Here is an 11,960-nt window from a genome sequence, read left to right as displayed (position 1 = left end):
ACCCGCAACTATCAATCCAGACAAAAGAAAACACCCCCAGCCGAAGCTGGGGGTGTCGTCGATGTCGCGACTCACATGTAGTCCATGTCGCGACTCATAACACTGTGCGCGCGAAGGGACTCGAACCCCCAACCTCCTGATCCGTAGTCAGGTGCTCTATCCATTGAGCTACGCACGCAATCTGGTCAACTTCGGCGATATGTTCAACGCATTCCTGCGTCAGTCACGCCGTTCTTGGCCTTGGATAACTTTACAGCTATTGCTGAGTTACGCCTAATTCGGGGGGAAGGTAGAAGCTTTTGGGCCAGTCACCGCGACTTGCACGACCACCCGGACTAGACCGGTCTACGTGACCTTAATCACATTGCGGGGTATTGACAGCATCTCAGCACCGTGGATTCTAGGGAAATACCGTCACAAACCCCATCCCGAGCCCGTCGATGGTGCAAGGGCTGGGAGTGACATGGACCATAGCATCGTTACACCACCCACCCAACGAAGGGACATGTTATGGGCGATCCTTTGCGCCAACTGGTTGAAGACAAGAACCTGAAGGCAACCGATCAGAGCGGCATGCCCGTAGTGCACGTCGGCGGGTTGCAAACCCCGGCACCGACCACACACCCAGCTTTAGTCGCGTGGGTGCAGGAAGTTGCCGACATGGTTCAGCCTGACCGGGTGTATTGGGTCGACGGTTCCGAGGCCGAAAATAAGGTGCTGACCGACGAGCTGGTGGACGCCGGAACCCTGCGTCGGCTTAACCCTGAAACGTTCCCCAACTCGTTCGCGGCCTTTTCGGACCCCGCGGACGTGGCTCGTGTGGAGGAGCAGACCTTCATCTGCTCCGAAAACGAGCGCGACGCTGGGTTCACCAACAACTGGATGGACCCCAGTCAGATGAAGGAGAAGCTGCGAGGCCTCTTCACCGGATCGATGCGCGGGCGCACCATGTACGTGATCCCTTTTGTAATGGGTCACCTCGATGCGGTGAATCCCAAATTCGGCGTTGAAATCACTGATAGCGCTTACGTAGTCACCTCGATGCGCATCATGGCGAACATCGGCACCGAGGTGCTGGAGCGGATGACCGAGCTCAACGCCGAGTACGTGCCGGCGCTGCACTCCCTGGGTGCGCCCCTCGCCGAGGGTGAGGCTGACGTTCCCTGGCCCTGCAACTCGGAAAAGTGGATTGTCCATTTCCCGGAAGAGCGCTCAATCTGGTCGTTTGGGTCCGGTTACGGCGGCAACGCCCTGCTGGGCAAGAAGTGCTATGCCCTGCGGATCGCCTCGGTGATGGCCCGTGATGAGGGCTGGCTGGCTGAGCACATGCTCATCCTCAAGCTCACCTCACCGGAGAACAAGACCTACTACGTCTCCGCAGCGTTCCCCTCGGCCTGCGGTAAGACCAACCTCGCCCTGCTCGACCCAACTATCGAAGGGTGGAAGGTCGAGACGCTGGGCGATGACATCACCTGGATGCGGTTCGGTGATGAGGGTGAGCTGCGTGCGATCAACCCCGAAGCCGGATTGTTCGGTGTGGCACCGGGTACGGGCTGGCTGACCAATCCGAACGCGATGCGCGCCATCGCCAAGGGTAATTCAGTCTTCACCAACGTTGCGCTGACTGACGATGGCGGAGTCTGGTGGGAAGGAATGACCGCTGAGGTGCCCGAGCACCTGACCGACTGGCAGGGGAACGACTGGACGCCGTCGTCTGACAAGACGGCGGCCCACCCGAATGCGCGGTTCTGCACGCCGATCGACCAGATCGACATGCTTGCCGACGAGTTCAACGACCCCAATGGCGTCGAGATCTCGGCCATCCTGTTTGGCGGCCGTAGGAAAACCACGGTGCCGCTGGTTACCCAGTCGCGCGACTGGGCCAACGGAATCTTTATGGGGTCAACCCTGTCGTCCGAGACGACGGCCGCCGCCGCTGGCGAGGTGGGTCGAGTGCGCCGCGATCCGATGGCGATGCTTCCGTTTATCGGGTACGACGCCGGTGACTACCTACGCCACTGGATCACCCTGAGCAGCAAGGCAGATCAGGAGCGACTGCCGAAAATCTTCCTGGTGAACTGGTTCCGGCGGACCGCCGACGGAGGGTTCGCCTGGCCGGGCTTCGGCGAGAATTCGCGGGTGATGAAATGGGTGATCGAACGGCTCGAGGGTACCGCCGATGCCGTCGAGACGCCCATTGGCTATGTGCCGACGGGCGCATCACTTGACCTCACGGGGCTGGATATGACGCCAGAAGAGGTGGACGCCGCGGTGCGGGTGGATCCCGAGGAGTGGGCGGCCGAGCTGCAGGGTATCGAGGAGTGGTACTCGCGGTTTGGGGAGTCCCTGCCGTCCGAGCTGGAGGATCAGCTGAAGGGCCTCAAGGAGCGATTCGGGGTCTAACTTTGGTAGACCATGCACCTAGTAGACAAGTCAACTAGGTGCATGGTCTACTTTGGTATGATCCTTTCTCACGTCATTCTGGGCCTGCTCGCCGTTGCCCCAATGACGGGCTATGACCTAAAAAAACGATTCGACACGAGTGTCAACCATTTCTGGTCTGCCGACAAAGCGCAGATCTACCGCACCCTGAGCAGGCTGGTCACCGACGGCCTTGCTGAGGTGAAGATCGTGCGGCAGATTGGCCTGCCGGACCGTCAGGAGCACCACATCACCGAGGCCGGTAGAGCCACCCTCGGCGAGTGGCTCGTATCTGCACCCGACGCCTACCGGGAACGGGACCCCTTTCTGGCCCGGATCTTTTTTTCGGGCACGCTTCAGCGGAGCGAGATTCTTGCGTTGACTGCGCAACGCAGAATGACCGCGGAGTCCTTGCTGAATGAGTTGTTGGCTCAGCTGGCACCGGGCGAGGGTGCCCCACAGGCCCGGGCGGAGTACATGAGATTCGCAACGCTCCGGAACGGTATCAGTCATGTCCGCGCCGAGCTGGACTGGCTGGACGAAGTCGAAAAGGATTTGCCATGACGGCGCTCCAGTTCCCGGTCCTCCACCCGGCGCAAGGCAACGCCTCCGCGTCCGTCGTTTTTCTGCATGGCGGGAACGTCGCGAACTGGATGTGGCAACCGCAAGTCGAAGCGTTCAATGACTATCAGGTCATCACCCCGGACCTCCCCGGCTTCGGCGCCCGAACTGGCGAGCGGTGGATAAGCCTGGATCACGCTGCGGACGAGGTGGCTGAGTTGATCAGGACAAAAGCCGACGGCCCAGTGCATCTGGTGGGGCTTTCCCTTGGAGGTGTCGTGGCGCTCCGTCTATTGGCGAGGCACCCACGCCTGGTAACCAGCTCGCTGGTCAGTGGGGTGCCAGCTCTCGGCGTCGACGGCGTCACGGGTGCCCTGGCCCGAGTGCAGCTTCGATGTTGGGACTATAAATGGTTCTGGCAGTTGCAGGCGCGGGCTTTCAGGCTCCCGGCGGATAGCTATGGCGTGTTTGTGGAACACGGCCTGAGGATGCAGAGCGCCAACGCTCATCGGATGCTGGGTGAAGTGTTCGCAGGCGGTCTGCCGCCCGGGTTGGTTGAGTACCGCAGGCGGCTGCTGGCGCTCGCCGGTGGCAAGGAACCCCGGGCCATATGCGATGCGCTGAAGGTGATCGCCCGGACCGTTCCCCACGGCGTGGCTGCGGTTGTCCCGGGAATGCACCATGTCTGGAATGTCGAGGACCCTCCTCTATTCAATGAGGTCGTGCGTCAGTGGATCAACGGGTCGGTGCACGCTGGCCTTAACGTCCCGGACACGACCGCCCGGTAGGCCCTTCTACTGCCGGACCTGCCCCAAGACCTCGTCGGTCAGGGTCCCGAGAATCTGCGGGTCGATCGCTTCGGCATTCAGGCGCAGGTAAGGCTCCGTGTTCGAGGCGCGGAGGTTGAACCACCAGGACCCGTCATCAGCCGTGAAGGTGAGCCCGTCGAGCTCGTCAACGGTGACACCGTCGTTGCCAAACTCCTCGCGGACGCGGGCAACAGCGGACGGGACGTCATCCAGGCGCGAGTTGATCTCGCCGGAGGAAAAGTACGGCTCGTACTCGCGGCCGAGGTCGGAGAGGGGGCCGGGCTGCTCGCCCAGCGCCGCGAGGACATGCATGGCAGCCAACATCCCGGTATCAGCGTTCCAGAAGTCCTTGAAGTAGTAGTGGGCTGAGTGCTCTCCGCCGAAAACGGCGCCCTCCTCGGCCATCACTGCCTTGATGAACGAGTGTCCCACCCGGGTGCGGACCGGCCGTCCACCCAGCCGTTCGATCAGCTCGGGCACGGCCCGGGACGTAATGAGGTTATGGATGACGACCGGGGCGCTCACGCCGGCGGCCTGGGCGCGCACTATTTCTCGGCGTGCCACCATCGCGGTGACGGCACTCGGCGACACCGGATTCCCAAGCTCGTCAATGACAAAGCAGCGGTCGGCGTCGCCGTCGAACGCAATCCCGATGTCCGCCTGATTGCTGAGCACTGCTGCCTGCAGGTCCAGGAGGTTCGCCGGTTCCAGTGGGTTGGCCGGGTGGTTTGGGAACGACCCGTCGAGCTCGAAGTACAGGGGGACGATGTCGAGGGGGAGGTTCGGAAGCAGCGCATCACCCAGGACGGCGGGAGTGGTCAGCCCGCCCATGCCGTTGCCAGCGTCGACGACCACCTTCAGCGGGCGCGATCCTGACAGATCCACGAGGGAGCGCAGGTATTCGGCGTACCCGCGAAGCACGTCGCGGACCCCGATGGTGCCGGTTCGTTCCGCCGCGGGGATGTCACCGGTGTTCAGGTATCGCTCGGCGAGAGCCTGAATCTCTACCAGCCCCGTCTCGGAGGAGACGGGTACTGCGCCGGGACGGCACATCTTCATCCCGTTGTACTCAGCCGGATTATGGCTGGCGGTAAAGGTGACTCCCGCAGCGTCGAGGGTGCCACTGGCGTAATAGAGCTCGTCGGTCGAAATGAGGTCGAGGAGGACGACGTCGGCTCCGCGGCGGGTGGCGCCCTTTGCGAAGGCGTTACTGAACTCCGGTGAGGACGGCCGCATATCGCCGCCAACCAGGACAGTGGCGCCAGCGAGATCGAGTACGTCAACGAACGCAGCGCCTACCGCCTCGACAATTTCGGAGGTGATGCTCTCGCCGACGATGCCGCGCACGTCATAGGCCTTGAAGGACGCTGAAAGGTCAAAGGATTTAGTCACGGACAGAGTCTAACCGCTGGCTCCCTCTGGAGAAGGACTGTGGAGGCCAGGTCAAAGGGGTTTCCCACAACCGCAGTCCCCGCAGGCACGGCTGTCAGCGGGGACTGCGATACTAGGCTCATGGTCGACACCACCACACTTCATGATCAGGCAGCGGTTATTCTGCGGACCCTCGTTGGACGAGAGGACGCCGAGTTCCACGACGGCCAGTTCGAGGCGATCGAGGCCCTGGTGGACGGTGGCCGCAGGGCCCTCGTGGTCCAGCGCACGGGGTGGGGGAAGTCGGCCGTCTACTTCGTCGCGAGCCTGCTCCTGCGCGCCCGGGGGGCGGGACCAACGCTGATTGTGTCCCCACTGCTCGCGCTGATGCGGGACCAGGTCGCGGCTGCGGCGCGGGCCGGGGTGCGTGCCGAAGCGATCAACTCGGCCAACCAGACGGACTGGCAGGAGATCACCGACAAACTCGACAACAACTCGGTCGACGTTCTTCTGGTGTCACCGGAGCGGCTGAATAACCCGGCGTTCCGGGAACGCCACCTGCCCGAATTGATCCGACGCACCGGGCTCCTGGTCATCGACGAGGCACACTGCATCTCCGACTGGGGGCATGATTTCCGCCCCGACTACCGCAGGTTGCGTGACCTGATCACCCAATTGCCGGCGGGTGTGCCAGTTCTGGCGACGACGGCGACCGCCAACTCGAGGGTAGTCAGCGACGTCGAGGAACAGCTGGGGACTGACGGCACCGAAGTATTCACCCTGCGCGGCAAGCTTGCCCGCGATTCTCTGAGGCTGGGAGTCCTCCGGCTACCGAGCCCCCGGTCTCGCCTCGCGTGGCTGTTGACCCACCTTGATGACCTCCCGGGCAGCGGAATCATCTATGCACTGACCGTTTCGGCCGCCGAGGACACGGCACACCTGTTGCGGGCGAACGGCCATCAGGTCCTGGCGTATACCGGCCGGACCGACCCGGCCGAACGGGAGTCGGCTGAGGCCGCGTTGAAGAACAATGAGGTCAAGGCCCTGATTGCGACCAGCGCACTGGGGATGGGGTTCGACAAGCCGGACCTCGGATTCGTGGTCCACCTGGGGGCGCCCTCATCACCGGTGGCCTACTACCAGCAGGTGGGGCGTGCGGGCCGTGGTACACCCAACGCCGACGTTCTGCTCCTGCCGGGCACTGAGGACCGCGAAATCTGGGAGTACTTCGCCACGTCCTCGATGCCATCGGAGGAGAAGGCAACCCGGGTGCTCGAGGCACTGCAGCCCGGCGCGGTCCTCTCCACGCCGGCTTTGGAAGCCCGGGTGAATCTTAAACGCACCCCTCTGGAACTGCTGTTGAAGGTCCTTGACGTGGACGGCGCGGTCCGGAAGGTGCAGGGCGGCTGGGAAAGTACCGGCGCGGAGTGGGTCTACGACAGCGAACGGTATGGGCGGATCGCCAAGGCGCGGATCGCCGAACAGAAGTCCATGTTGGACTATGAGAACACCACACAGTGCCGGATGGAGTACCTTGCGGCAGCACTCGATGATCCGACAGCTGCGCCGTGTGGGCGGTGTGACAACTGTGCGGGCGCGTGGTTCTCGGACGAAGTGGCGCATGATGCCTCAGACAGCGCCCAGAAGGCGCTCAGCAGGGTGGGCGTCGAACTTGACCCGCGGGGTCAATGGCCCAGCGGGATGGACAAGCTGTCGGTCCCGGTCAAGGGACGGATTCCGGCTGGCCAGGCCAACGCGGAGGGCCGGGCGCTGGCCCGACTGACCGATCTAGGGTGGGGGAGTCGGCTGCGGGAACTGCTGGCTGACACGGCCGAAGATCAGCCGCTGGGCCCGCTGGCCATCGAAGCCTGCGTCTCGGTGCTCGCACAGTGGGGCTGGGAGACGCGCCCCGTGGCCGTGGTCAGTGTGCCGTCGCGTCGTCGACCGTTGCTGGTCCAGTCGCTGGCCGAGAGTCTCGCCAAGGTGGGCCGTATCCCGTATCTCGGTGCCCTGCAGACACCGCACGGCTGGCCCAGCGGGGCTCCGGGCGGCAACAGCGCATTCCGGCTTGCAGCAGTCTGGGATCGTTTCGCAGTCCCCGAGGAGGGGCGAGACTGGTTTGCCGCAAACCCGGGCCCGGTCCTGCTCGTGGACGATCTTGCAGACAGCCGGTGGACCATTACCGTCGCCGGTAAGGCGTTGCGGGACGCCGGCGCCCAGGAAGTGCTGCCGTTTGTCCTCGCCCTGAAGGCCTGACCCCGCCGGGGCATTCCAGCACAGGGCTGACCCGGCCGGGGCATTCCCGTACGGGGCCCGGGCAAAAGAAAGCACCCCCAACCGAGGCCGGGGGTGCTTTCTGAAAAACGCGGAGACGGGGGGATTTGAACCCCCGGTAGGCTTTAGGCCCACACTTCATTAGCAGTGAAGCCCATTCGGCCGCTCTGGCACGTCTCCAGTGGCTATTACTAGCCACCCAAGGCTACCTGTAAGACGCGGGCAAGAGCAAAACCGCCGGCAGCTATAGACCGCCGGTCAGCGCCTTCCACAAAAACTCCTGCGACATTACGTGCATGCGGGCCGCCTGCCGGTTATCCGATGCGCCGGCATGGCCACCCTCCAGCGCTTCGTGGAACCACACATTGTCAATCGACAGAGCCTTCATCCGGGCCGCCATTTTCCGTGCCTGCACCGGCCCAACCCGGTCATCGCTCGTCGCCGTCCAGATCAGGGTGCGCGGATAGTCGACCCCCGACCGTAGCTGGTGGTACGGGGAAAAGGTCTGGACGTACTCCCACTCCTCGGGCTTATCGGGGTCACCGTATTCGGCGATCCAGGAATAGCCCGCCGACAGCTTCGTGTAACGACGCATGTCCAGCAGCGGCACACCGCAGGAGATAGCCCCGAACAGGTGTGGGTAGTGCGTGAGCATGTTCCCCACCAGCAGACCGCCGTTACTGCGTCCGGTGCAGCCGAGGAACTCTGGTCGAGTGACGCCGCGTGCCACCAGGTCCTCGGCGATCGCCGCGAAATCTTCGTAGGCCCGATGCCGGTTGGCGTGGAGGGCCGCCCGGTGCCAGGCCGGCCCGTACTCACCACCCCCGCGGATGTTCGCCAGCACGTACACCCCGTGCCTGCCGCTTTCGGTGGTCCGCTCCAACCATCCTCGTCCGATCACTCCCGAGTAGGCGGGAACCATCGCGTGCTCAAACCCGCCGTAGCCGGACAGGAGGGTGGGGTTTTCCCCGTCGAGTGCCAGCTCCGTCGACGCGACCTGAAAGTAGGGGACCCGGGTCCCATCCTTGGACACCGCGAAGTGCTGCTCAACCGTGAACTCGTTGTCATTGAAGAACGACGGCGTCGCCTTGACCTGTTCGTGCGCGCCGCCCACCGTGCCGCGCAGCAGGGTCGTCGGGGTCAGGAACCCGCTGGCCAGCAGCCAGTAGTCATTCCCGTCGACGTCGTCCTCGTCATCAACGGCGAAGGCATCAACCGAATGCAGGGGCGGGCACGCATCAAGCACCTCCGCCCGCCAATGTTCAGAGGGTTTCAGGACACGAATTTCCGAGGACACGTCACTGAGCAGATTCACCAGCAGATAGTCCCGCGTCCAGCTCCAGGACTGCAACGACGTCTGCGCGTCGGGCTGGAACAGGACGGTCAACGATCGGTCGCCGGCCAGGAAGGAGTCAAGATCGACGCCGAGCAGAGACCCCGAGGCGAACACCGTCCCGTCCACCTCCCAATCGGTGCGCGGCCGCAGGATCAACCATTGCCGGTGCAGTGAAACGTTCACATCGTCGGGCACATCCAGTCGGACCCACTCGCCGTTGTTGCGAAGGTGCGTGCGGCTCGAGTAGAAGTCGATTGTGTCAACGGCGATGTCCCGCTCGAAGCCCGGTGTCTGATCCCTCATCACCACCGCCATCATGTGGTGCTCGGGGATGTCGAAGTACAGCTCAGCGTCAGCCAGGGACTGCCCACGCTGCAGCGTGCGCACCGTCCGCGGATAGGAACTGGTGGTCATTGACCCTGGCCCGAAGTCGGTGGCCAGATGCAGTGCATCTGGCCCGGCCCAGCTGATCCGACTTTTGGCTGCGGGAATGTCGAAGCCATCGGCGACGAAGGTCCGGGAGACGACGTCGAATTCGCGGAACCGCCGGGCGTCACCACCGTCAGGGGAAACAGCGATCAGGGCCCGCTGATACGGCTCGCCGTCGGCCGGTCGGAGGAACATCGCCCCGCCCCACACCCATTCGACGCCTTCGTCGGCGCTGAGCCGGTCAAGGTCCAGCAGCACCTCCCACTGAGGCGATGCGGAGTTGTAGCTGTCCCAGTCGGTGCGCCGCCACAGCCCCTTCGGGTGTTCTTCATCGCGCCAGAAGTTGTAGTAGTGCCCGCCCCGTTTGGAAACCATCGGGATCCGGTCAGTGGAGTCGAGCACCTCCAGGACCCTGCGCTCCATGTCCAGAAAGTCGCCGGTGACGAGCTCTTGCTCGGTAACAGCGTTCTCGGCGTGAACCCACTGGAGAGGTGACTCACCGTAAATGTCTTCGAGCCAGAGGAACTCGTCGTGGTCGGGGATCGGACCGGAGTGCTGGTCTGTGGTGGAGGTCATATTTCCATCCTATGCACGCCTTTCCGCTGCACCCATTCCGGCACCGCCGCGCAGGTCCGGGCCCCCGACGCCGCCAGACTGGTTCCTTCCCGTCCTGGCCCAGCGGATACCCTTATCGAATGCGCATGGGTCGGAGTCTTCGGGTAGCTGTGGTGGGTGCTGGCCCCCGCGGCACCTCGGTGCTGGAACGACTTATTTCCCAGTGGGAGGCCCATCCGCCCGACCAACGCCAACAGCTCGACATCCATGTGATCGACCCGGAAAGCCCCGGCCCGGGCCATGTCTGGCGGCCGGTCCAGTCCCGACTCTTCCTGATGAACACTCCGTCGCTGTTCCCCACGGTGGTGCCCGTAGGGGCTCCGGACCATGGGTTGGTCCCGTCAGTCGTGGGGTACTCGTTTGACGACTGGCGTGTCCTGGTGACATCCGACCCGGTCCCCACGCTTTCCAATGCCGACCGCGAAGAGCTGTCGGACCTCGGAAGCTCCGGTTTCCCCAGCCGTGCCCTGTACGGCAGGTATCTGGAGTGGATCTATCAGCAGCTGGTCGACCGTTGCGGTGACGGCGCCACGATCACCCACCACGCCACCGACGCAAGGGAAATCTCCCGGGTGGCTCCCGGTTACCGTCTCCGGTTAGGCGACGATTCGGTGCTGGCAGCGGACGCAGTGGTCCTGGCGCTGGGACATGTTCCCTCGCAGCTCAGCCCCGAACAGGAGACGCTAAGGGACGGCGCCGCACGCTACAGCCTCAAATACTGGCCGCCCGCCGTCCCCGCCGACATCAACTGGGCAAAACTGCCTGCCAAAAAGCCGGTCCTGGTCCGGGGCCTGGGCCTGAACTTTTTCGACGCCATGATCCAGCTGACCGAAGGACGCGGCGGTCGGTTCACCCCCGACGAGGGTGGGAAACTGAGCTACCAGCCGAGCGGCAGCGAACCGCAGATCATTGCTGCCTCCCGGCGAGGGGTGCCGTACCGGGCGAAGGCACAACTGGATAGTTACCTCCCTCGCAGCGTGACCTTGCGCTATTGCACGCTACCGGCGCTGCAAACGTTCGCCGACCAGGGAATCACACCTGGTTTCGACCACGATATCTGGCCGCTACTGCACCGTGACGTGGTGACTGCCTACTACTCCACCCTGGTGCGGGTGGCCGGCGCGGACCTGGTGGCCAACCCGGACGGATTCCTGGAGAGAGTTCACACCGCTATCGCCGTGAGCGGCCCGGAATGGACTGCTGCGCTGGACGCGGTCCTCGCCAGCGAGCTGCCCCCCGTTCACCACCTCGATGTTGAGCGGCTGTCCCACCCGTTCGCTGGGCGCAGGTTCGCCAGCGCCCAGGATTACCAGGAAGCGGTGCTTGACTACCTCGACGCCGATGTTGCCGAGTCCTTCAGGGGCGAAGATAGCCCGCTGAAGATGGCGATCGGCGCCATGAATGCTGGCCGTACTGTGATCAAACAGGTGGTCGCCGACGGCGGGCTGACCGATCAGGCCTGGCTGACCGAGCTCAGGGGATGGTTCGAACCCCTGGTGGAGGGCGTGGCCAGCGGTCCGCCAGCGATCAGGATCGCCCAACTGGCTGCCCTGGCACGAGCGGGTGTGGTGCAGTTCATCGGGCCCAACCCCCAGTTCGTTGTCGACGTCGACACCGAACGATTTGAAGCGTCGTCACCGTGGGTGGAGGGTGCCGGGGTAGCAGCGAGCTACCTGGTCGACGCGATGATGCCGCCCAACCGCGCCGCCACCACCCTGTCCCCGCTACTGCGCCAACTACTCGGCGACGGTCTGGTCCGGCCCAAAATGATGATGGCGACCGACGGCGCGCCGGTCAGCGCGCCGGGACTGGACGTCACGCTGCCCCCTTACCGGGCAATTGACGGCTCGGGTCGCGCGCACCAGCACCTGTACGTGGTGGGTTTGCAGCTCGCTTCGGTCCAGTGGGGGACAGCAATTGCGGCCCAGGCTCACACGTCGCCTGCTGCCGGTAGCCGGACGCTCCGGGACGCCGATGACATCGCCACGGCCATCCTCGCGATCACATAGTTAACCGGAACGGCGGGCCCCGTGATGAACTGGTCCCCGATAGTTGGACTGGCCAAGTAAGATCCTAAGCCGCGAGGGCCTGGGTCCGGTATTGCACCGGGCTCAGGCCCTTGAGCTTTGTCGAGATACGTTCGT

General features: G+C 63.9%; 8 protein-coding genes and 2 tRNA genes. 5 read left to right on the top strand and 5 right to left on the bottom strand.

The window, feature by feature from the left end; translation table 11 throughout:
* Positions 1-105 precede the first annotated feature (105 nt).
* A tRNA-Arg gene (locus tag ACX80Z_RS15640) sits at positions 106-178 on the bottom strand.
* Positions 179-573: 395 nt separating this feature from the next.
* Between ACX80Z_RS15640 and ACX80Z_RS15635 the strand changes: the two genes are divergently transcribed.
* Genes ACX80Z_RS15635 through ACX80Z_RS15625 form a run of 3 tightly spaced genes read left to right on the top strand, consistent with a single transcriptional unit; the run spans position 574 to position 3,770 of the window.
* Positions 574-2,403: a phosphoenolpyruvate carboxykinase (GTP) gene (locus tag ACX80Z_RS15635; RefSeq protein WP_459316514.1), complete on the top strand. Its 1,830-nt coding sequence runs from the start codon at positions 574-576 to the stop codon at positions 2,401-2,403.
* 42 nt (positions 2,404-2,445) lie between these two features.
* Positions 2,446-2,985: a PadR family transcriptional regulator gene (locus ACX80Z_RS15630; protein ID WP_459316511.1), complete on the top strand. Its 540-nt coding sequence runs from the start codon at positions 2,446-2,448 to the stop codon at positions 2,983-2,985.
* On the top strand, positions 2,982-3,770 hold the full coding sequence (locus ACX80Z_RS15625; RefSeq protein WP_459316510.1) for an alpha/beta fold hydrolase: 789 nt from the start codon (positions 2,982-2,984) through the stop codon (positions 3,768-3,770). The genes ACX80Z_RS15630 and ACX80Z_RS15625 overlap by 4 nt, the downstream gene beginning before the upstream one ends.
* A 6-nt stretch (positions 3,771-3,776) precedes the next feature.
* Here ACX80Z_RS15625 and ACX80Z_RS15620 read toward each other — a convergent pair whose 3' ends face one another.
* Positions 3,777-5,183, bottom strand: a complete 1,407-nt coding sequence (locus ACX80Z_RS15620; RefSeq protein ID WP_459316509.1) for a phosphomannomutase/phosphoglucomutase — start codon at positions 5,181-5,183, stop codon at positions 3,777-3,779.
* Positions 5,184-5,303: 120 nt separating this feature from the next.
* Here ACX80Z_RS15620 and ACX80Z_RS15615 point away from each other — a divergent pair, with 120 nt between their 5' ends.
* Positions 5,304-7,418, top strand: a complete 2,115-nt coding sequence (locus ACX80Z_RS15615; RefSeq protein WP_459316508.1) for a RecQ family ATP-dependent DNA helicase — start codon at positions 5,304-5,306, stop codon at positions 7,416-7,418.
* 110 nt (positions 7,419-7,528) lie between these two features.
* On the opposite strand, the gene ACX80Z_RS15610 is transcribed toward ACX80Z_RS15615, so the two are convergent.
* Positions 7,529-7,616 (bottom strand) — tRNA-Ser (locus ACX80Z_RS15610).
* Positions 7,617-7,680: 64 nt separating this feature from the next.
* Positions 7,681-9,777 carry a prolyl oligopeptidase family serine peptidase gene (locus tag ACX80Z_RS15605; RefSeq protein WP_459316507.1) on the bottom strand — a complete coding sequence of 699 codons (2,097 nt, stop codon included), beginning with the start codon at positions 9,775-9,777 and terminating at the stop codon, positions 7,681-7,683.
* A 125-nt stretch (positions 9,778-9,902) separates the two neighbouring features.
* Between ACX80Z_RS15605 and ACX80Z_RS15600 the strand changes: the two genes are divergently transcribed.
* A complete protein-coding gene (locus ACX80Z_RS15600; protein ID WP_337587474.1) occupies positions 9,903-11,825 on the top strand; it encodes an FAD/NAD(P)-binding protein in 1,923 nt (640 codons plus the stop codon).
* Positions 11,826-11,889: 64 nt separating this feature from the next.
* Here the strand turns inward: ACX80Z_RS15600 and ACX80Z_RS15595 are convergent.
* A partial coding sequence (locus ACX80Z_RS15595) for an IS3 family transposase (RefSeq protein ID WP_459316512.1) occupies positions 11,890-11,960 on the bottom strand: 71 nt, incomplete at its 5' end.

This window comes from Arthrobacter sp. TMT4-20 (genome assembly GCF_054510775.1).
Note: the sequence above shows the minus strand (reverse complement) of the source record. Positions and strands in the feature narration are given on the sequence as shown.

Bases quoted from the DNA above. Each gene is read 5' to 3' on its own strand.
- ACX80Z_RS15630 (WP_459316511.1), top strand. From the start codon at position 2,446: ATGGTCTACTTTGGTATGATCCTTTCTCACGTCATTCTGGGCCTGCTC.
- ACX80Z_RS15625 (WP_459316510.1), top strand. From the start codon at position 2,982: ATGACGGCGCTCCAGTTCCCGGTCCTCCACCCGGCGCAAGGCAACGCC.
- ACX80Z_RS15605 (WP_459316507.1), bottom strand. From the start codon at position 9,777: ATGACCTCCACCACAGACCAGCACTCCGGTCCGATCCCCGACCACGAC.
- ACX80Z_RS15635 (WP_459316514.1), top strand. From the start codon at position 574: ATGCCCGTAGTGCACGTCGGCGGGTTGCAAACCCCGGCACCGACCACA.
- ACX80Z_RS15615 (WP_459316508.1), top strand. From the start codon at position 5,304: ATGGTCGACACCACCACACTTCATGATCAGGCAGCGGTTATTCTGCGG.
- ACX80Z_RS15600 (WP_337587474.1), top strand. From the start codon at position 9,903: ATGGGTCGGAGTCTTCGGGTAGCTGTGGTGGGTGCTGGCCCCCGCGGC.